General features: G+C 36.8%; 21 protein-coding genes. 14 read left to right on the top strand and 7 right to left on the bottom strand.

Features of this window, described 5'->3' with window-relative positions:
* Positions 1–101: 101 nt before the first annotated feature.
* The 4 genes from pnp (at position 102) to E4N74_RS08425 (ending at position 4,925) form a co-directional block, all read left to right on the top strand.
* The gene (pnp, locus tag E4N74_RS08410; RefSeq protein ID WP_255804957.1) at positions 102–2,198 is read left to right on the top strand and encodes a polyribonucleotide nucleotidyltransferase; all 2,097 of its coding nucleotides are present in this window, start codon (positions 102–104) and stop codon (positions 2,196–2,198) included.
* Positions 2,199–2,268: 70 nt separating this feature from the next.
* Positions 2,269–2,703 carry a dUTP diphosphatase gene (gene dut / locus E4N74_RS08415; RefSeq protein ID WP_255804958.1) on the top strand — a complete coding sequence of 145 codons (435 nt, stop codon included), beginning with the start codon at positions 2,269–2,271 and terminating at the stop codon, positions 2,701–2,703.
* An 18-nt stretch (positions 2,704–2,721) separates the two neighbouring features.
* Positions 2,722–3,855, top strand: coding sequence for an LptF/LptG family permease (locus tag E4N74_RS08420; protein WP_044977577.1), 1,134 nt, complete (start codon positions 2,722–2,724; stop codon positions 3,853–3,855).
* Positions 3,852–4,925: an LptF/LptG family permease gene (locus E4N74_RS08425; RefSeq protein WP_255817223.1), complete on the top strand. Its 1,074-nt coding sequence runs from the start codon at positions 3,852–3,854 to the stop codon at positions 4,923–4,925. The genes E4N74_RS08420 and E4N74_RS08425 overlap by 4 nt, the downstream gene beginning before the upstream one ends.
* Here the strand turns inward: E4N74_RS08425 and E4N74_RS08430 are convergent.
* Positions 4,915–5,622 carry an RluA family pseudouridine synthase gene (locus E4N74_RS08430; RefSeq protein WP_255804960.1) on the bottom strand — a complete coding sequence of 236 codons (708 nt, stop codon included), beginning with the start codon at positions 5,620–5,622 and terminating at the stop codon, positions 4,915–4,917. The two genes, E4N74_RS08425 and E4N74_RS08430, sit on opposite strands and share 11 nt — an antisense overlap.
* Before the next feature lie 135 nt (positions 5,623–5,757).
* Here E4N74_RS08430 and E4N74_RS08435 point away from each other — a divergent pair, with 135 nt between their 5' ends.
* From E4N74_RS08435 to E4N74_RS08455, 5 genes are all read left to right on the top strand, one after another.
* Entirely contained in the window at positions 5,758–6,945 is a 1,188-nt protein-coding gene (locus E4N74_RS08435) for a glycine C-acetyltransferase (protein WP_044977580.1), read from the top strand.
* An 86-nt stretch (positions 6,946–7,031) separates the two neighbouring features.
* Positions 7,032–7,538, top strand: coding sequence for a deoxycytidylate deaminase (locus E4N74_RS08440; RefSeq protein WP_044977581.1), 507 nt, complete (start codon positions 7,032–7,034; stop codon positions 7,536–7,538).
* Positions 7,539–7,769: 231 nt separating this feature from the next.
* Positions 7,770–8,447: a hypothetical protein gene (locus E4N74_RS08445; protein ID WP_044977582.1), complete on the top strand. Its 678-nt coding sequence runs from the start codon at positions 7,770–7,772 to the stop codon at positions 8,445–8,447.
* Between the two features lie 29 nt (positions 8,448–8,476).
* The gene (locus E4N74_RS08450) at positions 8,477–9,511 is read left to right on the top strand and encodes an ATP-binding cassette domain-containing protein (RefSeq protein WP_170225387.1); all 1,035 of its coding nucleotides are present in this window, start codon (positions 8,477–8,479) and stop codon (positions 9,509–9,511) included.
* The gene (locus tag E4N74_RS08455) at positions 9,508–11,247 is read left to right on the top strand and encodes an ATP-binding cassette domain-containing protein (protein ID WP_255817224.1); all 1,740 of its coding nucleotides are present in this window, start codon (positions 9,508–9,510) and stop codon (positions 11,245–11,247) included. Before E4N74_RS08450 ends, E4N74_RS08455 begins: the two co-directional genes overlap by 4 nt.
* Positions 11,248–11,315: 68 nt before the next feature.
* Here E4N74_RS08455 and E4N74_RS08460 read toward each other — a convergent pair whose 3' ends face one another.
* Positions 11,316–12,734 carry a pyridoxal-phosphate dependent enzyme gene (locus E4N74_RS08460; protein ID WP_255804963.1) on the bottom strand — a complete coding sequence of 473 codons (1,419 nt, stop codon included), beginning with the start codon at positions 12,732–12,734 and terminating at the stop codon, positions 11,316–11,318.
* A 164-nt stretch (positions 12,735–12,898) separates the two neighbouring features.
* Between E4N74_RS08460 and E4N74_RS08465 the strand changes: the two genes are divergently transcribed.
* The 3 genes from E4N74_RS08465 to ispF are packed head-to-tail and all read left to right on the top strand — an operon-like array spanning position 12,899 to position 14,722.
* Entirely contained in the window at positions 12,899–13,528 is a 630-nt protein-coding gene (locus tag E4N74_RS08465) for a CarD family transcriptional regulator (RefSeq protein WP_044977587.1), read from the top strand.
* On the top strand, positions 13,515–14,258 hold the full coding sequence (locus tag E4N74_RS08470; protein ID WP_044977588.1) for an IspD/TarI family cytidylyltransferase: 744 nt from the start codon (positions 13,515–13,517) through the stop codon (positions 14,256–14,258). The genes E4N74_RS08465 and E4N74_RS08470 overlap by 14 nt, the downstream gene beginning before the upstream one ends.
* Positions 14,243–14,722 carry a 2-C-methyl-D-erythritol 2,4-cyclodiphosphate synthase gene (gene ispF, locus E4N74_RS08475; RefSeq protein ID WP_044977589.1) on the top strand — a complete coding sequence of 160 codons (480 nt, stop codon included), beginning with the start codon at positions 14,243–14,245 and terminating at the stop codon, positions 14,720–14,722. The genes E4N74_RS08470 and ispF overlap by 16 nt, the downstream gene beginning before the upstream one ends.
* Here the strand turns inward: ispF and E4N74_RS08480 are convergent.
* Positions 14,700–17,939: a SpiroCoCo family coiled-coil protein gene (locus E4N74_RS08480; protein WP_255817225.1), complete on the bottom strand. Its 3,240-nt coding sequence runs from the start codon at positions 17,937–17,939 to the stop codon at positions 14,700–14,702. The genes ispF and E4N74_RS08480 overlap by 23 nt on opposite strands.
* Positions 17,940–18,011: 72 nt before the next feature.
* Positions 18,012–18,713 (bottom strand): HAD family hydrolase, encoded by a 702-nt coding sequence (locus E4N74_RS08485; protein WP_255817226.1) that lies wholly within the window; start codon positions 18,711–18,713, stop codon positions 18,012–18,014.
* Positions 18,714–18,786: 73 nt separating this feature from the next.
* Here E4N74_RS08485 and E4N74_RS08490 point away from each other — a divergent pair, with 73 nt between their 5' ends.
* Positions 18,787–19,626 (top strand): mechanosensitive ion channel family protein, encoded by an 840-nt coding sequence (locus E4N74_RS08490; protein ID WP_253682400.1) that lies wholly within the window; start codon positions 18,787–18,789, stop codon positions 19,624–19,626.
* Between the two features lie 3 nt (positions 19,627–19,629).
* Here the strand turns inward: E4N74_RS08490 and E4N74_RS08495 are convergent, their stop codons facing one another.
* From E4N74_RS08495 to E4N74_RS08505, 3 genes are all read right to left on the bottom strand, one after another.
* Positions 19,630–21,684 (bottom strand): NHL repeat-containing protein, encoded by a 2,055-nt coding sequence (locus E4N74_RS08495; protein WP_044977593.1) that lies wholly within the window; start codon positions 21,682–21,684, stop codon positions 19,630–19,632.
* 2 nt (positions 21,685–21,686) lie between these two features.
* On the bottom strand, positions 21,687–22,367 hold the full coding sequence (locus E4N74_RS08500; RefSeq protein ID WP_044977594.1) for a tetratricopeptide repeat protein: 681 nt from the start codon (positions 22,365–22,367) through the stop codon (positions 21,687–21,689).
* Positions 22,368–22,453: 86 nt separating this feature from the next.
* Entirely contained in the window at positions 22,454–23,608 is a 1,155-nt protein-coding gene (locus E4N74_RS08505; protein ID WP_044977595.1) for a galactokinase, read from the bottom strand.
* Between the two features lie 62 nt (positions 23,609–23,670).
* Between E4N74_RS08505 and lnt the strand changes: the two genes are divergently transcribed.
* Positions 23,671–25,254, top strand: coding sequence for an apolipoprotein N-acyltransferase (lnt, locus tag E4N74_RS08510; protein WP_255817227.1), 1,584 nt, complete (start codon positions 23,671–23,673; stop codon positions 25,252–25,254).
* Positions 25,255–25,297: the final 43 nt, after the last annotated feature.

The following is a 25,297-nucleotide window of genomic DNA, read 5'->3' on the forward strand; positions in this document are numbered from 1 at the left end:
TGCAAGGACGGAAGACTTGAATTCTTGTCTTTGTACCTTTATCTTTATTTATTGAATTTTAAAATTGGTGTAATTTTAAAGAAATTTTCAAAGAGAAGAAGATGAGAAAAAGAGTAACTTATAAAATCGGCGAACATGATTTAATTTTAGAAACCGGTCATTTGGCAAAACAGGCCAACGGTTCTATTTATGCGGAATATGCCGGTTCCGCAATTTTAGCTACAATCTGTGCCTCGGGACAGGCTCAGGAAGGTTTAGACTATGTCCCCCTAACGGTTGATTATAACGAAAAATATTATGCAGCCGGAAAAATTCCCGGAGGCTTTATAAAAAGGGAGGGAAGACCCAAGGATAAGGAAATCCTTGTTTCCCGCCTTATAGACAGGCCTATGCGCCCCTTGTTTAACAAAGAATTCGGACGTGAAATTCAGCTTGTTCCTACCTGCATTTCAACGGATATGATAAATCCGCCCGACATCCTTGCAGTTATCGCAAGCTCTGCAGCCGTTCATATTTCGGATATTCCCTTTGACGGCCCCGTTGCAGCTGCCCGTGTTGCCTATAAAAACGGCGAATACATTATAAACCCGACATTTGACCAAATCGAAACGGCCGATATGGAAATTGTAGTTGCCGGAACAAAAGAGGGCATTACGATGGTCGAGGGCGGCGCTAACGAAGTTTCCGAAGAGGTCATGCTTACGGCCTTGGAAAAAGCTCATGAAATGATCAAGGCTCTTTGCAAGATACAGGAAGACTTGCGCGAACTTGCCGGAAAAGAAAAACTTCCCCTCGTTTCCCTTGAAGCCGAGCTTGAAAATAAGCAGGCAATTTATGATGAGGCCTTCCCCCGTTTAAGCAAAACCCTCTATCTTTCAACAAAGATGGAAAGGCGCGATGAATCCGATAAGGTAAAAAAAGAATTGGCCGAAAAATATACCGAACAGCTTGAAGATGAAATTCAGCTTAAACTTTTTAATGCCCTCTTTGAAGAGATGGAGTATAATATTTTAAGGACCAATATCTTGGACAAGGGCCTACGTGTTGACGGAAGAGGCACTAAGGACATTCGTCCCATAACCTGCGAAATCGGAGTCCTTCCCCGTCCCCACGGTTCGGCTGTCTTTACACGGGGCGAAACTCAGTCCTTGGGTGTCGTAACGATAGGAACAGTCTTTGACGAACAAATATATGATGACATCGAGGGCGACAGAAGAGAAAACTTTATCCTTCACTATAACTTTCCGCCATTTTCTGTAGGAGAGGTCGGAAGGCTCGGAACCGGTCGAAGGGAAATCGGGCACGGAAACCTTGCACACCGCTCCCTTTACCCGATGGTTCCTAAGAGGGAAAAGTTCCCCTATACGGTCCGTGTTGTTTCAGAGGTCTTGGAATCAAACGGCTCTTCTTCGATGGCTACAGTATGTTCCGGAACCCTTTCCATGCTTCATGCAGGCGTTCCTATGAAAAAGCCGGTTGCCGGTATTGCCATGGGACTTATCACCGAAGGAAATGACCGTTATGCTATTCTTTCAGATATTCTGGGAGAAGAAGATCACTTAGGCGATATGGACTTTAAGGTTGCAGGAACTGCCGACGGTATTACCGGTTTTCAGATGGACATAAAGATTGCAGGCGTTTCTCCTGAAATTATGAAAAATGCTCTTGCACAGGCTAAAGAAGGAAGAATGCATATTCTAGGCATAATGAATCAGTGTATTTCTTCTCCCAATGCAGAACTTTCCAAATATGCGCCAAGGGTTGAGATGATGAGTATACCCGAAGACAAGATAGGCGCCCTAATCGGCCCCGGCGGAAAGAATGTAAAAGCTATTTCCGACAAATATAATGTAACAATCAACACCGAAAATGACGGTACCGTAACCATTTACGGCAAGGACGGAACTTCGGATATTAAAGGTGCAAAACTCATCGTTAAAGGAATTACAAGTGACCCCGAAGTAGGAATGATTTATGACGGAACGGTAAAAAAGATTATGGACTTCGGTGCCTTCGTCGAAATTCTTCCCGGAAAAGAAGGCCTTTGTCATATCTCAAAACTTTCGCGCTCCAGAGTCGAAAAGGTTTCGGATGTGCTTAAAGAAGGACAGGAAATACCTGTAAAGCTTTTAGAAATCGATAAACTCGGAAGGCTAAACCTTTCTTATATAGATGCTCTTGAAGAGCGTTCCAAATAAAAAAAGCATTGAGCCGATTGCTCGGCCCATGCTTTTAAATTTTGCGCATGGTGATTTTAGGAGATTGTAAATGGAAGTTTTTACAAAGTTAAAAGAAGGTGCCGTTTTACCGGAATACAAAACAAGCGGTTCGGCCGGAGCCGATTTGCGGGCACTTATCGAAAAACCCATTATCTTAAAACCCATGCAAAGATGTTTAATTCCTACGGGACTCTCGGTTGAGCTGCCTAAAGGAATTGAGCTTCAAGTGCGCCCCCGTTCGGGACTTGCCCTAAAACACGGTATTACCGTCTTAAACACTCCCGGCACCGTAGATTCGGACTATCGCGGAGAGCTCGCAGTTCTTTTAATAAATCTCGGAAATGAAGATTTTAAAATCGAAAACGGAGACCGCATTGCCCAAGCCGTTATTGCCCAAGCTATTCAGGCTGATTTTGTTCAAAAAGATGAATTATCCAATACCGAACGCGGAGCAGGGGGCTACGGTTCTACTGGAATAGAATGATTAAAAAGAGTATAACTTATGAGGTGCCCATCATTTAATCATAAGACAATATTTGTATATGTTTTTAGAGAGCTTCTTTTATATTTCATCGTAGCTTTTTTATTTTTATTTTTTATCTTTTTTGTAAATCAAATCCTTTTGATGGCTGAGGAGATTCTATCAAAAAAAGCCCCCATTAAAGATGTCCTAATGCTTTTATTCTATTCCCTGCCCTTTGTTATTGCAACAACAGCACCTTATTCGGCTTTAATAGGAACATTGATGTGCTTAGGCCGCTTTTCGGCAGACTATGAATTTATTTCGATTAATGCGCTAGGCATTTCTACTTCTTTTATTTTGATTCCTGTTTTTTCTCTCGGAGTTTTAGTTTCGGTAGGTTCGTTTATAACAAACGATATTTTGATTCCTCAAGGTACTATAAAATTTAACGAAGTGCTTTACAATATTGCATCTTCAACTCCTGCTCTTGAACTTGAATCTTATTCTGTAAAACGTAATGAAAATTCAATAGTTATTTCCGGCCTGATAAAAGATAATTCCATACATGATCTTTTAATAATCGATTCAAGCCAAAGAGGAACAAAGAGATTCCTGTCCTCATCTCAAACCGATGTAAAAAAATCCAATGATAGGTCGATTATTATGCAGCTTCAAATGCTTAACCCGCGCCTTATCAATTTAGACCTAAACAATAAGTCACAATTTGATGTTGTTTATGGAGAAAGTATAACCTATAATGTGCTTGCAAAAGATGTCGCCCCTAAATTTATTTCAAGCTCAGGCCCCGATAAAATGACTTCATATGACCTAATAAAAGATATAAGGCAAAAAAAAGAAGCAGGGGATACCAGCCCCCGCCTTTTAAATATTTATGTTATGGAACTGCACCGTAAATTTTCCGTTCCATTTGGAGCCTTCTTTTTTGTCTTGCTGGCTTTTGCAATAAGCCGCTCCGGAAAAACCTATGATCAAAGTACAGGCTTAATAGTAGGCCTTTTAATTTCAGTTGCTTATTGGGCATTTTTGATAGGCGGTCAAATGCTCTGCCTTGAATCAGGTCTAAGTATAAACGGTGCCCTTGTAATGTGGCTTCCGAATGTTTTGTTGGTTATTTGTACTGCGTTTTTGACAATAAAGAGGACTTTCAAGTGAAATTAATTCAAAGATACTTGCTTAAACTTTTTCTACCTACATTTATTGTTGCAATGCTTTTTTTTATTCTTCTTTTAGAGTTGGGAGATTTATTTGCCAACATAGTTGCCTATCTTCAAAACGGAGCCGGATTTAAGGATATTATAAAAGTTATGTGGCTATATATTCCAAAATGTATTTCATATTCACTGCCTCTTGCAATTCTTTTTGCAGGTTCTTACACTATGGGGAATTTATATGCCCGCAATGAACTTACATCAATATTTTCGGCCGGAATATCTTTAGGCCGTTTTACCCTGCCCCTTTTAGTTTTGGGCATTTTATTTTCGTTAGGAATGATTTTTTTTGAAGACAATGTTGTCATAAAATATTTTTATGAAAAAACAAAACTCTCAAAGGAGCTTTTAAAAAAAGAAGAAAGTTTAGATACGCAAGATTTGGTAATTTTATCTGAACTTGGAAAAATTGTTTACACGGCAGATTATTTTAACGCAGAAAATAAAACTCTTTCAAATGCATACATAATAGTCCGTGATGAGAATGGAAATTTATCACTGATTATTAAAAGCGCCTATATGGTTTGGGATAAAGACCGCTGGACAGCTGATGATGCTGAAGTTTACAAGTTTAATGAAAAAAATATTGTAAACTGTTCGAACCTTATTCCCGATGACCTCATCCTTTCCGAATCGCCTTCTAATTTTCAAAAAAATTTAAGCTCGGTTGATGAGATGAGAATTTCGGATGCCAAAGAATTTATTATAAATCTTAAAAAAAACGGCCTTCCATATTATGAAGCGCTTTCAAAATATCACAGGCGCTTTTCATTTCCGTTTACTATTTTTATAGTTTTGTTTTTTTCTATTTCCTTAGGCGGTAAATTTAAAAAAAATATATTACTCATGAGTATCTTGGTCAGCGTAGGAATAGCATCTCTTTTTTATGTTACCGAAATGGTTACAATGTTGAGCGCCAAATGGGAATACATCTCGCCCCTTGCGGGAGCATGGACACCTATTTTTATCTTCTCAATTTTAAGTATTTATTTACTAAAAAAATCTAGGACTTAGAGCTTGCCTCCAAGCAGGCTTCGATGCAGGCTGACCATAGGGGATCGGGAGACGGAGGAAAGGCCGAAACTTCTATTTGCTTTTTTGTTTGAGGATGACAGAATTTTAGGGAGTAGGCGTGAAGCCTTATTCCGCCCGATTTTTCCGTGCGTTCAAAACCGTATTTTATGTCTCCCTTTATGGGAATCCCCAAATGGGCAAGCTGAATACGAATTTGATGGGTGCGGCCTGTTTCGGGGAAGATGCGTAAAAAATTATAGTTATCGCCAAGTCCTGCAAGTTCCCAATAAAGAGAGGCTTTTTTTCCTCTTTGCTTTGATTCCGTTACAAAGCCCTTTTGTATTTTTGTATTAAACTCAAGATAGTTTTCACAAAATTCTTTTTTATAAAGAACGGGAGCGGTACGGCTTATTCCTGAATCGGCTGCCGGCCTTAATTCTTCTTTTTTTTTACAGATTGCCCAATATTCTTTTTTTACCTTTTTTTCTTTAAAAAGATTATTTAGCTTTGTGTGCATTGAAGTAGAAAAAGCTATAAGAACTAAGCCGCTGACAGGTCTATCCAATCGGTTTACTGCCTCGGCATATTTTTTTTCGCTAAAGGTCTTTTTAAAGAAGACTTGAGAATTGTCCCCGCAGTTTTTTAAAACCACCGCAAAAAAATTGTCCTCAAATAAAATTCTCACTTCATTATGCACTTTAAAACCTCAAACTTTGCGGGCGATTATACAATAATTCACAGCTCTTGACAATATCGCTAAAAAGATAAATAATATCTTCATCTTAAAGTCCGTTTATCTTTAAGAATTTTAAATATTTTTTAGGGGGAACCTATGTCGAATATCCATGATATGGAATTTTTGCAAAAAAAAGTTCAAGAATTAAAAGAACAGGGCTTGTATAAAGAACTTGTTACTCTTGAAGGGCCTAGCGATGCGGAATGTGTTATTAACGGGAAAAAAGTTATTAACCTGTCATCCAACAACTATTTAGGATTTGCAAATCATCCGAGGCTAAAAAAAGCCGCTATTGAGGCTATCGAAAAATACGGAGCCGGAGCCGGTGCCGTACGCCCCATCATCGGCAATATGAAAATACATGATGACTTGGAAAAACTTTTAGCCGAATTTAAAAGAGAAGAAGCCGTTTTAGCTTTCCAATCGGGTTTTAATTGTAATGCAGGTGTTATTCAGGCCATTACAGATAAGGGTGACCTAATAATTTCGGATCAGCTGAACCACGCTTCAATCATCGACGGTACCCGCCTTTCAAAAGCCGATAAGGCCGTTTTTCAGCACTCAGATATGGCCGACCTTGAAAGAGTTTTAAAAGAAAAAAGAAATAACTACAACAATGTTTTAATTATAACCGACGGCGTTTTTTCAATGGACGGAGATATAGCAAAACTTCCTGAAATCGTTGCTCTTGCAGAAAAATACAATTGTCTTACTTATGTCGACGATGCTCACTCAAGCGGTGTTTTGGGAGAAAGCGGACGCGGAACCGTAGACCACTTTAAACTTCACGGAAGAGTTGACGTTGCAATGGGAACCCTTTCAAAAGCTATCGGTGTTGTAGGCGGTTATGTTGCAGGAAAAAAGGTAACTATCGACTGGCTTAAAAACAGGGGACGGCCCTTCTTATTCTCAACAGGCTTACCTCCTGCAGCCGTAGGAGCCGCTATTGAAGCCGTTAAGATGCTCATGGAATCAACAGAATATACGGATAAACTTTGGGCAAACGCCAAGCACTTTAAAGAAGGCTTAGGAAAACTCGGCTACAATATCGGTCACAGCGAAACACCGATTACCCCGATTATTATCGGTGATGAAGCCAAGACCATAGAATTCTCGAAAAAACTCTTTGAAAACGGTATGTTCTCAGGCCCCATCGTATTCCCCACAGTTCCTAAGGGAACAGGAAGAGTCCGATGTATGGTTACGGCAGGCCACACCACCGAACAGCTTGATAGAGCCGTAAAAATCTGTGAAAAAGTCGGCAAAGAAATGGGAATTCTTTAATTCGATTGTTTAAGATAAAAAGCACCGATTTGAAAATATCAAACCGGTGCTTTATTTGAATTTTGTAGATAAGGAAGGTGCTTTTTATGATAGAAGCGAATAGTAACGAAGAAAAATATAGACGGCCGTCATGGGATGAATACTTTATGGATGTCTGCCGGGCTATTGCAAAGCGGGCAACCTGTGACCGGGGAAGGTCGGGCTGTGTTATTGCACGCGATCATCAAATTCTTGTTACCGGCTATGTAGGAGCTCCTACAGGCCTTCCTCACTGCGACGATGTAGGCCACCAATTTAAAAAAGTCCAGCACGAAGACGGTTCAATTACCCAGCACTGCGTGAGAACAGTCCATGCGGAACAAAACGCCATCTGTCAGGCAGCAAAGCGGGGCATCAGCATAGACGGAGCGACCCTTTACTGCAAAATGACGCCTTGCCGCACATGCGCTATGCTCATAATAAACTGCGGGATTGTACGTGTCGTAGCCGAAAAACGCTACCATGACTCAGCCGACACAATCGAAATGTTTAAAAAAGCCGGTATAATCCTAGAACATATTTCCGACTCCCTAGAAGAATACAAGGGGCAATAGAGAAAACTCTACAGAAATATAATTTTTCGGCAATAAGATTATTGACAGATTCTTCTTATTGTGTTATACTGCTTTCATTATGAGCAATATTACCCGATAGGGCATTTAAGCTGCCCTGATGATATTAAACAGATATCATAAACTGCAAAAAAACACATTCTCTTTCTTAGATAAAGAATTAATTTGACTGTGTGTTGTTTGACAGTTTTTATTAATGGAGGGTAATATTGTATGCAAAAAAATAAAATCATAACATTTTTAACAATTCCTTTTAAAATAAGTCAGTCTTATTTTTTTATTAAGCTGTTTCAGTTGGCTTTTAACGGTTTTTATCCGCTTTTAGAAGTACTAACTTTTACTTTTTTGACGGATAGTGTGATAGAACTAAAAAAAGTAGGAGAAATAAAAGAGCAAATAGGTTTAGCAGTTATATTATTTTTCTCGCTTATCTTTTTAAATTATTTTTTTGATATTTTTATAAGACGGATTAGCTATAAACAGGTAAAAAAGATAAACCTAGCTTTAGAAACTAAGTTTATAAGTAAAATGAGCAGGTTGGAATATTATTATATTGAGAATGCAGAGCTTTATGATAAAATCAATTTAATAAAAAAAGAAATATTAAAAGACTTTATTCAAAAACATAATAAGCTGCTTTCAATATTTAGAATTTTATTTCAATTAATGTCAATTATAATAATTGTGTTTTCAGTTATGGGAATAAAGGGACTTATTATTTTAGCGGGCATTACTGCCGTTATTTTAATTTCAGATTATAATGGAAAAAGAAATTACACCCAAAAAAAAGAAGATACCTTTTTGGACCGAATGTGCGACTATTATTCCGATATTCTTTGTCAAGGAGAATTCGGACAAGAAAAATTAATTTATAATTATGCGATGCTATAAATTGTAAATACCGTAAATTGAACAAAACTTTGATTCAACATGAAAAAAAGACAAAATTAAAAAATATTTTACGTTTGGAGTCATCAAGTTTTTTAACCTTGCTTATTTTTGTTTATTTTATAATTGAGCTTTCATTAAAGGTAAAATCAAATCTTATCTCTATCGGTTTTTTAATTGCAAGTATAAAACAGCTATCATCTTTTTTAAATATAATCCGCTGGGATTTATATTCTGTTCTTGAAATAAAATCGGAATTATCGAATTACTTAAAAGACTTTAATGAATTTGAATCATTTAATGAAATAGATAATAATGAATCTATTTTTATTGATAAGATTAAAAGTTTAAATATAAAAAATTTAAACTTTATTTATCCTTTTTCAAAAAAAGTAATTCTACATGATATTAACTATGATTTTAAATTAAATAAGTCTTATGCAATTGTAGGAGAAAATGGATGCGGTAAAACAACATTTATAAAACTTCTTTTAGGTCTTTATAAAAATTATTCAGGTGAGATTTTATTAAATGATAAAGAATTAAAAACATTAACTCCTAAATCCATATCCGAAAACTTTGCTGTTGTATTTCAGGATTACGGCAGATACTATTTAAACTTAATTGAAAATATACAAATAGGTAATCCAAAAGCTTCGATATCTGAAATTCAAAATGCTATCAGCTTATTTTCATTAAACGGAATTGATAAGGAATCTGTTTTGAGAAAAGGAGATGATAAATCGGTAAATCTTTCGGGAGGGCAATGGCAAAATATTGCGATGGCTAGAAATTTTATAAGCAATGCAAAGATTGTTATCTTTGATGAACCGACTGCAGCTTTAAGTCCATCACAAGAATCAAAAATTTATACTTTTTTAAAAGACATAATAAAAAATAAAACAGCTGTTTTTATAAGCCATAGGCTGGGCATTACTCCGCTTGTAGATAAAATAATAGTTTTAAAAGATGGAGTTATTGCCGAAACAGGCTCACATAATGATTTAATTCAAAAAAAAGGGATTTATGCTCAAATGTATAATACACAAAAGGAGTTATATTCATGAAGTTGAGTTTAATAAAAATGTCTATTTTAAATTCTTTGCGTGCAGGAAAAACATATTTTATTTTTATCATATTTATATCAATCATTGACGGATTGAGTTTTGGTTTTGTAACAAAGGCAACATTCAACTTTTTTTCATACCTTGAAAGTTCAAATTCTCAAATATTTGATAAAATTTTTATTTTAAATTTAAGTATTTTTGTTTTTTCAATTGCTTTTAATTTTTTTATTAACGGATTTATAAATTACCTTATTGAAATAAATGCAAAAAAAGTTTCAGGCTATGTTAATTTTTTACTCCATAAAAAATTAATCAGTAAACCTCTTATTTTTTTTGATTCGGCTCATAATATTGAAAGGTTGAATTTAGCCAGAAAAGGAGCTTTTGTATCGGGATATGTTGCAATGATAATTATTATGACCTTTACCTCAACAATACCTGCAATAATATCAATGTCATATTATTTATTTACATTTGATATTATATTAGGCTTTAGTTTTCTTGCAATAATTATTCCCAACTTTATTATATTTAAATATCAGCTTTTAAATTATGAAAATGAAACCGACGCTTTGGCTCAAGTCCGTCATAGAAAATCATATACTGAAAAAATGATTACTTCAAAAGAATTTTTTAAAGAAACCAGAACCTTGGATATAGTTTCATTCTTATTAAAAAAATATAAAAAAATTTCTGAAGATGTAGAAGATTTGAACATTAATATTAAAAAACAAAACTTAAAAATAGATTTAAAGGTAAAAGCTTTGAATTTTATATTTTATTTTTTACTTTTTGGATATTCAATATATTTGCTTCTTAACCAAAAAATTTCAATAGCAAGTTTTGGAACTGTTTTTGCAACATCAGGAACGCTTATTTTTATTATAGAAAATATATTTGATAATGATTTTTCGGTAATACGAGCTGCCGGAGCGGAACTTAACGCTCTTGAAGTACTGATGAATGAAACGAAAAAACAAAAATATGAAATTAAAATTACGGAACCGCCTGAAATTGAAGTAAAAAATCTTTGTTTTTCTTATCCTGATTCCGAAATGGAGGTTTTACATAATTTAAATTTTGTAATTCCTAAAGGAAAAACTCTTGCAATTGTAGGAGAAAACGGCTCAGGCAAAACAACCCTTTCAAAATTGCTCTTAGGTTTGTATGAACCTTCAAAGGGTCATATTATGATTGATGGTAAAAATACCTTCGATAATTGTTTTTTACAAGGTGTTTCTTCATTAAGTCAAAATTTTATTACGTATAACGCAAGTTTAAAAGAAAATATTGAAATATCGGATACCCAAAAAAAAGATGATAAAAAAATAGATAATCTTTTAGACTATATTACAATGAACGAAAAAAAGAAAGCTATAAATAAAAATACAATGCTTGGGCCTGAGTTTAACAGGATAGCTCTCTCGAAAGGACAGGAACAATCCTTGGCTCTTGCCCGTTCCTTATATCCTGATTCCTATTTTATTTGTCTTGATGAACCTACTTCGGCCTTGGATCCCGAGGCTGAAGCTTTTATAATTTCGGCTATGAAAAAAATAGTAGAAAATAAAACGGCTGTTGTAATTACACATAGGTTAGCTATGGCAAAAAAAGCAGACCTTATTCTATTTTTAAAAAACGGCAAAATGGCCGAATTCGGTGATTTTGAAACTCTTATGGAAAATAGAGGCGGGTTTTATAATCTTTTTCAAAGTCAGTCAAAATGGTATGTGTAATTTGAATAATCAGAGAATAATCACCAATAATGGAAAGTAAAATATTCATTCGTCTAAGCTCTCGGCCATCAATTCGATAGAGCCCATTCTTTAAAGGCTGAATAGTCAGGCGGAAGATTAACCGCTTTTAAAGGTTTATATTGTAAACTTTCAAGCTTATCAGGCAAAGACGGCGGCCTTCCGATAGCCGGTTTCATAATTTCCGGGAATTTTGCAGGATGAGAGGTTTGTAAAACTATTCCTACCATACTGTTACGGTTAATTGATGATGCCCATGTTTCAACTTCTGCATATTTTAAAGGTATGCCCGGCTCTTCATCATATTCCGATGCTTTTCTCTTTAATGAATTCAGCGCTCCATTATGGACGTCCTGCCATGCCGTCCAAGCCATAGCACCGTAAGGATCTATTATATAGCCTGTTCTTTCATTACACGACCTAACTGCCGATACGGTTCCCATACCGTCAAGCCAATAAGGAATTATCTGTTTTTTTAGCTCTTCAAAATCATAAATTTGAAGCATTCTCTTAAAGTTTATTATGTTAGGAATATCCAGAGCCGGAGTGTTGGTTTTTACAGCCGGTCTTTTTTCATAATCACCAAGGGTGAGCCAATCTGAAAGAGCATGGTTTTCGTTTTCGGCTGAGATAAGCCCTTTAATCGGTGTTCCCATTTTTTTTGCAATCAGAGCTGCCGTAAGGGCTGAAAAACTTCCTGATGGTATTGAAGCTATGATTGAAGGATTTTCAATTTTGTTATCATAATCGCTGCGGTATAAGACGGTTAAGGCTGCATAGACAAAAAAAGCAACTTGAGGTAAAAGAGGAGCTATGTTTAAGGCGCCCCCTGAGACCAATTTTAATTTTTTAAGTAGATATTCATCTTTTATTGCTTTATCCACAATATTTTCACAATCTTTAAAGGAGCCGTCCACACAAATGGCATGAACATTTTTTTGTATTGAAGAAAGGATGTTCTCCTGTATCTCCGTTAAGGAGTCCTTGGGGCATAAAAGAATGGCCTTGACTCCCTTAACTTGCGAAACGGCGGCTGCAATTGCACAAGCCCTTTCTCCCGAGGCAGGTACAATGAGGTTAATCTCTCGGTCTTCATCCTTGTTAAAATATTCTAAAAGATAGGCTAAAAAGCCGGCTCCTATGTCCTTATAGTTACAAGTAGGCCCATGAAAAAGCTCCAAAATATAGGTTGTTGGTGCTATAGGGTTTATCGGGAGCCTGTGAGGATAAAATTGAGCTATTATCGACACTAGATCGCCATCAGGAATTTCATCCCCGCAAAAGTTTTTTATAATTTCAAAGCCTATATCCCGAAAAGAAGAAGGAGGATTTTTATAAATCATAGCCGGACTTATTTTTCCGAATTCCGCCGGCATAAAAAAACCACCCGTTTCTATATTAAATCCTCTTAAAACGGCTTCTTTAAAAGAGACCTGAATGTTTTTATTGGTTATATCGTAAAATTTCATCCCTACTTATCCACAAGTTTTACATATATTTTGCACACTCGAGTTATTCTACAATAAAAATCATTCAGTGTCAATTATCCGTATTATCCTTGTATCATACTGCATTATCCGTCCTGCTCGCCTCGTAGACTAAAAAACATATTTATGCTATAATTGCCTCACTTATGAGTAAGAAATTTGTTTTTTCCGCAAAAGAAGTTGTTGTTTACCCGGGTCAGGGCGTTGGTACCATAACCGATATCACAAAAAAAGAGATAGACGGCGAAGTTATAGACTATTATGTTATTTATCTATCCGATTCCGATATGACGGTTTTAGTTCCCATAACAGGAATTGATAACCTCGGAATAAGGCGTATAGTAACAAAGGCCGAAGCTGAAACCGCTCTTAAATTTCTATCTGAAGATTTTGAGCCGATTCCAATCGATTGGAAGGCTCGCTACCAAATGAATATGGACCTATTTAAAAGCGGAGAAATTTTAAACACGGCTTCTGTTGTACGCTCCCTTTACCAGCGAAGTAAAACAAAGGAGCTGCCGATTCAAGAAAGAAAACTTTATGACTCAGCTTATAGGATTTTTCAAGATGAAATAGCAGCCGCTATGAAGATGACAAAGACAGAGGTAGAAGCATCAATCCATTTACACCTTGAACCTCTTGGAGGAACTATAGAAAAATTTAAAGAGGAATATAATGACGATGATGATTTAATCATAAATGATGATAATAGATTTGAAGATGACGATATGGATGAAGACGACGACATAGAAGACTCGGACTATGAGGACGATTAAAAGTTTAGGCTTTGCGGCTGTAGTAACTGCAGCAGGCAAATCCAAACGAATGAAGTTAGATACTAAAAAAGAATATTTAAGATTACCTGAATATGGAGAGGGCGTTACGGTTCTCTCCGAATGTATTTTAAAATTTTTACAAACAAATCTATTTGAAGTCATGATTGTTACTGTGCCGTCCTCGGATATTTCGGATGCACATAATCTAATCTTCAAAGATAAAAGAATTGAAAAAGCCCTGATTGAAAAAAATACAAAAATAATCTTTACGGCAGGAGCCGATACAAGACAGGCTTCCGTCTTTAAGGCCTTAATCAAACTTGAAGAACTTAAAGAAAAAAATGAAACCGATTTTAACTTTGTGTTAATTCATGACGGAGCCCGTCCGTGGGTCAGCCCAGAGCTTATAAAAACAGTCTGCACTGAATTAGGCAATCACGGTGCTGTAATTCCCGGCTATCAAGCCGTTGATACGCAAAAAATCATAGACAAATCCGGCAAAATAACCCAACACCTCAAAAGGAGTTCCGTATATTCGGTTCAGACTCCTCAAGGATTTAACTTTGACAAAATATTACGGGCTCACAAACAAGCTGTAGGAAACGGAAAAGAATATACCGATGACAGTGAAATTTATGGGGAATTTTCCGGAGATGTTTTTATTTGTGCCGGAGAAATATCCAACAAAAAAATAACTTTTAAGGAAGACATAAAATGCGTACAGGCTTAGGCTACGACTTACACCGCCTTGTAAGGGGAAAAAAACTTATTATAGGAGGCATTCATATTCCTTTTAAAAAAGGAGAAAAAGCCCATTCGGATGGAGATGTCCTCCTTCATGCTATAACCGATGCTCTCCTTGGAGCCTGCGGAATGGGAGACATAGGAGAATTTTTTCCGCCGGATGATAAAAAATGGAAAGGCGCAAATTCGGCAGACCTCTTATCTGAAGTATGGGCAAAAATAAGTGCAAAGGGCTGGCAAATTCAAAACATCGACTGCGTAATAATAATCGAAGAACCTAAAATTCTCCCTTTTAGGGAAGAAATAAGAAAGTCAATAGCCGACATCTTAAAAATAGAAAAAGAGCAAATTTTTCTAAAAGCAAAAACCGGCGAGGGTATAGGAATAATAGGAAAAGGCAAGGCCGTTGCCGCCCTTGCCTCATGTCTTATCTTTTATACTCAAGGATAAGATCTACTTCCCCTAACGATAGATTTAAAGCCTTTGCAATTTCACTGTTTTTCCATCCTTGCCGGGAAAGTTTTAAGACATTTTCTTTAACACTTATTGACGGACTTCCGCTTTCATTCCGTTCAGGTTTTTCGCCTTTAAAGAGGTCTGCCATCAGTTTTAGCTGAGATTCGGACTCGCTTGAGATTTCTTTTAGTCTGGTTTCAGTGGCGGCGAGCCAGCTTCTGGCCTGTTTTAAGTTATCCATTTTCGAGTTTAAATCTTCCAATGTAGAATCTACGTTTTCAATTTGCTCACAAACGGCTTCTGCTCTACCCTGATTTGATAAAAGAGTTTCAAGCGTTACCTTTATCTTTTCCATCTCAGGTGGAATCACACTTACCTCTTCTTTAAATTTTTTAATATCCGATTCAAGCTCTTTTAAATTTTCAAAAGCTGAATCAATGCTTTCAAGAGTTTGGTTTAATACGGCTTCTTTTTTCTCCAGTCTTTCATAGCGGGTATTTACATCACCGATACCTTCTTCAAGTTTTCGAATTTGTACTTGATATTGCTGCAAGTCATCATTTACAGCCGTAAGCTCGATAATCTTTTTGTCCATAGAATCGGAAAGATTATTGAGTTTTACAAATTCACCTTCCAACAGCTCAATATTTTTGCGTTCATTCATAAAGCGATTAACTTTCTGCTTTGCCTCTTCTTCCAAATGAGTAACTTTCTCATATTGAAGGGCCAAATCGTCCATTGCAGTCCTGTATACTTCAAATTTGGTAACCTCACTTTTAAGAGAAGCAATATCTTTTTCCAAGCCCTCTTTTAGTTCATCAGCCCTATCAAAGACTTTAGTTTGAGTAATAAAGGCATTTTGTTTTTTATCAATTTCTTCTATGATTGAATTTAAGCGGTCTGAATCGGCTTGTATTTTTTCACGTACCTTTTCTTGGGTTTCATCAAGCCGGTTTCTTACTTCGAGAATCATGTCATTTATATTCTGAACCGAAATTTCTGCCTCAGAAGCCGCATCCTTAATTTTTTTATTGATTGCCTCATTGAGTTTTTCTGCCTCAGCATTAAAGCGGTTTGTAACTTCGGAAGCATGTTCTTCGATAGCCTTATTTGCAGATGCAATCTTATCATCAACGGAATTTAACTTTGCCTGAATGCCATTAAAGGTTTCGCCGTTCTTTGCAACAAAATCCTTGTATTGCGCATTGTACTTAGCATCAAGATTTTTAATTGCATTTTCAGTCAAACCGGCAAAGTTTGTAATCTTTTCGTCAAAAAAGGAGCGGGCATCGGTAAACTGTTGATCCGTACGGGACTTCCATGTCTCAAAGTCTTTTTTAATTGTCTCAAACTGCTCCTCCGATTCTCCCCTTATTGAAATAAGTTTTTCTTGCAAAGTCTTTGAAGTGTTTTCAAGCTCTGCATTTTGATTTGATATAGCCTCTTGAACCTGCCCCTTATAAGAAGCAAGCTCACCTTCAAGCTGTTGCGAAGCCTTTGTTTTTATCTGATTTACATCTGCACGGAAAGATTCTATATATTTCTCTACGGTACCGTCTACGGCAGAAACTCTTGCATTTAGACCGGATTCAGCATTTTTAACCTTTTCATCCAGTTTTGCAAAAAGAGCCTTATATTCTTCGGCTGCCTGACCAAGTCTTGCACGCAGGTCAGCCTTATATTTTTCTTCCAAGTCCTTCCTTGCCGATTCATTCTCTGAGGCAAGAAGAGCCATGTTTGCAGACACATCTTCCTTCCACTGATCAAAACTGAGGTTAATAGCTTCGCTTCGCTTTGCAAGGTCTGCAAAAAAATCGTCTTCAAACATTTTCAGTTTTTCGGAAACATTTGTATAAGCTTTTGCTTTTAAATCATCAATACCGGCATCTATAGCCTTCATCCTCTCTCGTATTTTTTCGGAATTAGCGGTAAACTCGTTAAAAAAGTTTTGCTGACTTTGCTTTGCGGCGTTTACATAAGAAGAGAATTCGGTCATCATTTCGTTTTTAATAAGGCCTTGAGATTTTTCGATTTCCTCTTTTAAGCTGTCGACGTTTTCAATGGCCTTTTCAAATTTTTTAAACCTTTCTTCGGTTTGAATTTTAAACTCATTTAATTTTTTGTCTGAAAATTTAGAAAGAGAATTTATATTTTCCTGAAAATTGGCTGCAAGAGAATTAAATTGAGAACGCATTGTAGCTTCGGTCTGATTTAAATCGGCAGAAATCGCATCCGATCTTACCGAAACGGCATCTTCCGCTTCCTTTAGCCTTTCCGAAATGGAATCTATACGGGAAGAAATATTTTCTTCTTTTTCGGAAAAATCCGAATTCATTTGAGCAAGGTAGTCTTTAGCCTGAGTTTCCCATTCCGTTTTAAATTCGGCAGCCATCTGCCTTGTCCGATTTAAATTATCGTCCATCTGAGCTTCAATCTCTGCAGCGGTTTCTTCAAATTCCTTACGGTAGTTTTGAACCCTTTCTGCCGTTTCTTCCTTCAATTTAGCAAAAGCAGCTTCTTGAAGAGCACCGGCCTTATCTGCAGCGGAATTATATGCTTCCTTGTAAATATCTTGAAGTTTAATGGAAGTAACTTCCAATAATTCTCCCGTATCCCTTTGGGCAGAAGCAAGACGGTTTTCAACGTCGTTTATTACAAGCCTCATTTCATCTAATATTTTGCTTTTATATTCGCTTAATTTTGCATCTGCTTCGGCTGCAAAGTTTTGTTTTAATTCAGGGATGCTTTCGGTAAGATTATTAAGCTGAACCCTTGCATTATTGATAGCTTTTGCAAGCGAATCGACAAAATCGGCTTCTCTTGTAATTTCCGTTAAATTTTTTTCTGCCAGGGAGGTCATGTCCATAAGTTTTTGAATAGTTTGTCCGGATTCTGAAATATATTCATCTATTTTTTTGATGGTCTCTGCACGAGCTTCCACAGTTTCCGTTTGTTTTAAAAACATCTTACTTAGGTCATCGAGCTTTTTTACGGTTGCAATAGCCGTACTTTGCTGAACCGCAAGTTCGGTGGAAAGATCGCTCAAAGAAGAGTTTTTTTCGTTTATAAAGACTTCAAGGTCTTCTTTTATTTTATCTCCATACCGTTTTGCTTTTTCGATGGATCGGTTATTTTTATCGCTTTGCCTAAAAGCAACAATAATACCCACACAAATTGCCAAGGTTACAATATTGAATAGAATATAATTCATTAAAAAGTCCCACCTTTTTTTACACTAGGCCTCATCTTAAATCAGAAAAAACCTGTCTTACATCATATCAGATTATATCATAAATTTCAATAATTGGCGATAGTTTGAAAAATAAATATCGGGTTTTTCGGCATCTTTTTGAGCAAAAATCTTTTTAAATAAAATAAATAATCGGCTCTTTATGCAGGCTGTATACATTCCCGCAGCCTTTGCCCCTGCAACATCATACTTGAGATTGTTTCCTACATAAAGAATCTTATTGCAAGGCAGCTCAAGGGTTTCTGCCAATTTTTTAAAAGATAAGGGAGAAGGCTTTAGAGCTCCTATCACCTCTGTTCCTAAGACTACATCGCATAGGGGTAAAATGCCCCATACATCATTTTTTTGTTCCGGTAAAAAGTCCGAAAGAAAGGCTATTTTTAGCCCGCATCTTTTAAATTCCTCTATAGATTCCCTTGCAAAAAAGTAAGGTTTTATCCTTGCAAAACGCTTTTTCCAACCCTCATAAATTTCAGTCTCCAAAAAGTTTTTAACATCTTCCTTATTTTTTCCTGCGTACTTTGCCAAAATTTCGGCTTGAAAATCAAAAAAGTTGCTTAAAACTTTATCGGGATTCTTTTCCTGCCAAAGCCTTATATCTTTTCGGGTCTTGTTAAAAGCAGACATAAAATTAAAGTGCTTTAAAAGAAATGGAATTATACGTAAATTAAAGCGCCATGAAGGATAAAGCGTACCGTCAATGTCAAATGCTATAGCAGAAATACCGTACTTCATATGATTTTATACTATAAATGTAAGGCTTTGTCTACCTCTTGGAAGTTTACAAAAAATTTGATAGATTAAAAAAATGAACATAAACTTAGAACAAATACAAACTTTTGTTAAAGAAAACTTTACCCTGCCCTCTTTTATATCCATATTGTCTTTCTTGGGGATAATTTTAATAACATACATCTTTTTTAAGATTATAATTAAATCGCTTAAAAAATTTACGGAGAACAAGGTAAGCCCTGCAATTCAAAACCTTATAACAAAGATTCTCCAATACACCTGTCTGGCCGTTATCTTGATGACGATATTCAAAAAGCTCGGTATAAACATAAATGCTTTTGTAGGAGCCGCAGGTATTGCCGGTGTTGCCATAGGTTTTGCAGCCCAAACCTCGGTGTCAAATATAATTTCAGGCTTCTTTGTCCTTGCCGAAAAAGCCTTTAAGGTAGGCGACCGCATCCAGCTTGGAGACATAACCGGAAATGTCGAATCGATTGACTTTATGGCTATCAGGGTAAAAACCCTTGACGGAAACATAGTGCGTATTCCGAATGAAGTAGTCATCAAGGGAAACCTCATAAACTACTCAAGCCTCCCGATAAGGAGAATCGAAACAAAGATAAGCGTTGCATACGGAAGCGACATGGAAAAGGTAGAATCCGTTTTAATGGAAATCCCGAACCGAGTGCCTCAAATTCTAAAAAGCCCGGAGCCATTTGTTTTCTGGTCGGCTTATGCAGATTCCGGTATTGAAGTTGCCTTCTATGCTTGGGGAAAAAATGAAGATTTTCTTGTTATAAAAAATTCTATTTTTAAACTTATAGCCGAACTCTTTGAAGAAGCCGAAATAAATATTCCCTTCCCTCAGATGGACGTTTATATCAATCCGGAAAGAACAAAAAAACAGCCCTATTGATTTCTACTCCAAGGGAGCAAAGTATCCTATTTCATCACGGCCCGATCTTTTTAAAAGCTGAACTTCAACTTCGACGGGTAAGAAGGCTCTGCCGAAGTCGGTAGGCATCGTAGAAGTATATTTCAGCTGATACATTCCTAAAGGCTTTTCGATAATATCATCGATAATAGGTTTCAATCCTTTTTCGGCATATATGTATGAGGTCTTACCGCCTGTCTTTTTTGCAAGATAGCTCATTTCAGAAGCCGGAGCTCCCTTTTTTAAACTAATGGGGTAAAAACTTATATTGTTATTCTTCATATATGCGGCAAGATCATTTAAATTATATTGCTTAAAATTATCAGAATTAGGATCGCTGAAATTCAAAAAAAGGACGGCTCTTTTTTGTTCCGCATTTATCAGCTCCCCTGCGGCAAGACGTAGAGCAAGATCGAATTTCCAGTCGGCTGAAGCCGGAGCTTTTATACGGTTAGGCATGGTTATCAAATCGGCAGGCGAAAATTTCCCTTCCAATACCGGAACCGATGAAGCGGAAATAAGATTTATTTTTCCTTTACCCTGCATTGCTTCTGCAATTTCTTTTAAGGCAGCCTCTATTAAGGCCTTTTCTTTTATAGAATCGGGAGACCTTTCAACAATGACGGCTATGTCGCAAGTTTTGTTAAGGTAGGAAGAACCGGTAAGGGCATAATCAACAACAGGCCTGTTTTCTTCCGTGATTATAAAGTTATCCTGTGTCAAACCTACAATCTGTTTTCCGTCCCGATTTTGAACGCTTACTTCAACTAAAACTTCAGGAAATTTATCGGAATAAACTTTTTTTATCAATACAAAAAGCCCGCCTGCAAGTTCATTTATTCTTGAAGTTATTTCTACCGTTTGATTTTTATGATCTATCAAAAGAAGGCTCCCGTTTACATCAGGAACGGCTGCCGTAATTTTAGCCGGTGCATTTCCTAAGCTGGTCAACTCGGTTACGGTCGAAAAAGCAATATCGATGAGGTAAGCCTTGTTACCGGCAGAGGCAACCAGATTGCCGTTCCACTCCCTAAGGGACTCTATTTGTTTTAAAGTGCCTTCAGGCAGAAGGGCTTGAATAAAGTTGCCCGCCGTATCAAAGGTATAAACCGCACCCTTTACCGCATCGGCTGCATAAACAATCCCGTCAACAACCGCTATGCCTGAAGGAGCCGTAAAACCTCCAAAGAGGCCGCTTTTGTTTCCAAAGGTAAAAAGAGGCTCTCCGGCAGAAGAAAAAACTACAATTCTTGCATTTCCAAAATCACAAACATAGATATTACCGTATCCGTCTTCAGCTAAAAATTGCGGGCCTATGAGCTCTCCGTTTCCGCGGCCTCTTTTTCCGAAGGATTTTATAAAAGAGCCGTTTTTATCTAAAAGAGAAAGCCTATCCGAAGCAAATTCCGAGACCAAGAGGTTCCCGTCCGATAAGGCTATAACATCAAACGGCCTATCAAAGCCTTGAATAGGACCTCTCGTTCTATCCAGAATGATACCGTTTACATTAAAGTGCAAAAGCTCGTTTGAGCCGTAAGCCGTCATCCAAAAAGATCCGTCCGAAATAGCTGCTATTGAAAGCGGCTGGCGGAAAAGCTCTACTTTGCCGTTATGAGAGGTAAAGGAAGAGTTTTCCACATATGTTATGTTATCTGAAGAATAAGGAGTCAGGCTCCTCGATTCTTTTAAAATTTCCATTTTATTTTTTAAAAGCATTCCGCCGTAACCTGCCGCTTCTGCAAATTCCCATTGGCTTAGGGCTGCACCTTCAATACCCGAACTATAATAGGCCTTTCCAAGCCAATCTAAAATTAAAGATTCTCCGGGCAAATAAGAAAGGGCTTTTTCAAATAAAAGAACGGCCTCATTAAAGGTTCCCCGATAATAAGCTTGGACGCCTCGTCTAAATTCTTCAGCTGCGACCCTCTTATCTGAAGATGACGGATTATCGGTAAAATTTTTATCCTGTGAAAAAAGAGGTACAGAAAATAAAATTAAAATTATAAATGCAATTTTATAAAACTTTATACCTAACCTCATGTTTAGGCCTCCCGTGCATCAGAAGTTATCATTTCAAAGTGATGGAGTATAATTTTATTATCGGGTAATTTTTCTTTTGCTCTAATAATATAGGATTTAGCTTCCGAAGACAGATTCATCTTGTGATAAATCAAAGCCATCGAATCCAAATAGGCCGGATTTTCGGGCTGTTTTTCTACAGCTTTTTTGCAGAGGAGCAAGGAGCGTGTCAGGTCTCTATCCGTTTCGGCTAAGATATAGGCCAACCCGTTTAGGGCGGTGCTGTTTTCGGGAGCGGTCTTTAAGGCTTTTTCATAGTAGTCTATAGCTTTTTCGGTTTCCTGATGCTCATAATAAACATAGGCTAAAGAAGAAAAAACTTGTACGGATTCATAACCTGCTTCAATAAGTTTTGAAAGTTCAAATTCTGCAAGTCTTGTTCTGCCTGTATTTGCATAAATAAAAGCTAAAATCAATCTGCATTGATAGACCTTTGCAATATCCTTACTTGCAGTTACTACCTGCTCAAGGTATTCGAGAGCTTGCTCATATTCCGCCAAGCGGGAATATATCAAACCTATATAGTAGTTTATTTCGATTTTTATAAGATCATTTTCCGTACTTACACTTAAAAAGAAAACCAAGGCTTCCTGATAGTCTTTTCTATTATATAGGTTTACACCTTCTTTTAACTCGGAATACATAGCCCCTCCCCTTTTAAAGATTATACAGAAAAAAAACTTTTTACACAATAGCAAAAAAAGCTCACTTCATCAATCTTAAAGCCCTATCAAAAAATTCTTGCACAGCCTGCCGGTTTTGCCCTGTATATCAAAGGCTTAAACCCAAAAATTCTTTCGTAGTCTCCGATTTTTTCTACATAGGCTTTTGCATCTTGATCTCTAAGAATTGTATAAGTACATCCCCCGAAACCTTTTCCGGTCATTCTGGCACAAACCAAATTAGATGCTGAAGGTTCCGTAAATTCCAAAGAACGCTTAACCAACCAATCCAACTCAGGACAAGAAATTTCAAAACGGTCCCTAAGGCCGTCATGGGAGCGGTTTAATATACGTGAAAGCATTGTGTTGTCTCTACGTTTTAAGGCATCCACAGCTTCATCAACACTTAAAGATTCTCTGATAATATAGGTAACTCTTCTGCGGACAGATTCGGGTATTTCTATCTCTTCAAGCATCTTTTCGGTCAAATACATCATATTTTTAGGCATATCCGGCTGCTTTTTTACCAGCTCGTAGGCTTCCACACATTCGTCCAAACGCGCCGCCAACTCTTCACGGGCAATTATGCGGGGTACTCGGGAATCGGTCAAGATAATGGAATGGTCTTCTATTGGGAACGGATAAATATCGGCTGTTCTTTTTCGATGGTCGGTACGCACACAATGATTTGATTTTGCAAAAAGGGCGCACAAAATATCGGCTCTGTGGGCATAGGTGTTTAAATGCTGGACATTCGCATATTCAAGAATATCTACCAGATCGCCTTTTGTGAGCTTTGGAGCAAATAATTTGCGTAATATAAGAGCCGTCGCAGTTTTAAGAGCATTAGGAGTTCCCAGCCCTGCATCGGCGGGTATTTCAGATAGAATGGTAAAATTTAAGCCGGAAACATGATATCCTAAGTCATTAAAGGCAGAAATAACGGCCTTAACCGAATTAGCCCATCGATCTTCCTTTTTATACCTGAGACCGGAATAGGATATTTTTTTCCTCTCATTAAGCGAAATTGAAAATAGCCTAAAGTTATTATCGCTGCGCCTTGATGCACAAACATACAAATAATGGTTAATGCTCATAGAAAGAGTATTCCCTTGAGCAAACCATGTATGCTCTCCGAGAAGATGAAATCGGCCCGGGGCGGCAGCACATACTTCAGGTTCATCGCCATATTCATCAATATGAAATGTAACTATTTTTTGCATAATTATATAATACTCGTTATATTGAAATTTTTCAATAAAAATGGTTAAATAGATATATAAATATGCATTTTTTTTTATGTTTTTTGAGTATTTTTATATCCTCAGTCTTATTTTCTTTCGGAATTCCTAACGAATTTCTAAATTTAGTGTCATCTCTTGCAGGTTTCTTAAGTTTAGCCTTATTGTACTGTACATTTATCAACTGCGGTTCACATAAAAGAGCAGCTTTGCTGTATGGTTTTTTTGTTTCTTCAGTACATTTAATTTCCAGCTTTTGGCTGGCTTTTTTTGAAGATTTTGCAATATTTACGCTTGGAGCCAGCACTCTTGCATACTTTTTTATAGCGATGCCCTTCGGCTTTTTGCTTTATCATAGTCTTCAAAAAGACAAAAATTTAAGACCCTTTTATTTTGCTTCTATTTGGATGCTTTGGGAATTCGCTAAATCAACAGGATTTCTTGCCTATCCTTGGGGTACGGCCCCGATGATATGCTTTAATTTAAAGACCTTTATTCAATTCGTAGATATAACAGGTGTTTGGGGGCTTTCCTTTGTTGTGCCCCTAGTTGCAGCCTGCTTAGGAGAAATTTTACAAGTCTATACGGTTTCAATAAACTCAAAAGTTTTTTTTAAAAATTTAAGCTCAATTAAAAAGCCGGTTATTTTTACAAGTTTTTTGGTTTTACTTATAAATATTTACGGAATAAAAATGCTGTCGGTTGAAATGCAGCCTGCAACTTTTTTAAACACTGTAATAGTCCAGCAAAATGCCGACCCATGGGATAATTCTCAATTTGAAGAAAACATAAAACTCTCTCAAGCTTTAAGCCGAAAGGCAATACTTTCTTCAAACAAAAAACCGGATATCATAGTATGGAGCGAATCTTCAATGCCTGTCCCTTATAAGGATAATGAGGATTTTTACGGATTTATTCCTTATAATGACCCATTTACCCGTTTTTTAGCCGATACGGATACCCCAATCATAATAGGCTCTCCATATATAAATGCGAACAAGCAATATAACTCAGCCTATCTTTTATCCCCTGAAGGAAAAATTTTAGATGTTTATTCAAAAATGCAGCTGGTTCCTTTTGCCGAATACATGCCCTTTAAAGATAATCCGATTGTTGCCCGTTTTTTTGATAAACTTGTAGGGTTTTCATCAGGATGGGATCCGGGGACAGAATGTAAAGTATTTAGCATTAAAAATTCGGAAGGTAAAACGGTAAGATTTGCTGCACCTATATGTTTTGAAGATGCTTTTCCTAAAGTATGCCGCAATTTACACAATGCAGGAAGCGATTTGCTTATAAACATAACAAACGACTCTTGGTCTAAAACAAAAAGTGCCGAATATCAGCACTTTGTAGTAGCCCATTTTAGAGCCATAGAGCTTAGAACAACATTGGTGCGTTCGACAAACTCAGGCTATTCTGCCGTTGTAGATCCCAAAGGAAAAATTATTGCGGATATTCCTCTTTTTGAAGCCGAATCTCTTTATGCGGAAGTTCCTATTTATAAACACACAAAAACATTTTATGCGGCTTATAAAGATTGGCTTCCCATTATGATGTTTTTAATATTGATTTACGATATCTCATCGGAATATTTAAAAAGGAGGGCTAAAACAGCACAGTTTTAAGTATGCCGCCTTAGCCCAAAAGAAGGAGGTAAAATTATTTAAA

Source organism: Treponema putidum (assembly GCF_024401155.1).
In the GTDB taxonomy this organism is placed as follows: Bacteria; Spirochaetota; Spirochaetia; order Treponematales; family Treponemataceae; genus Treponema_B; species Treponema_B putidum.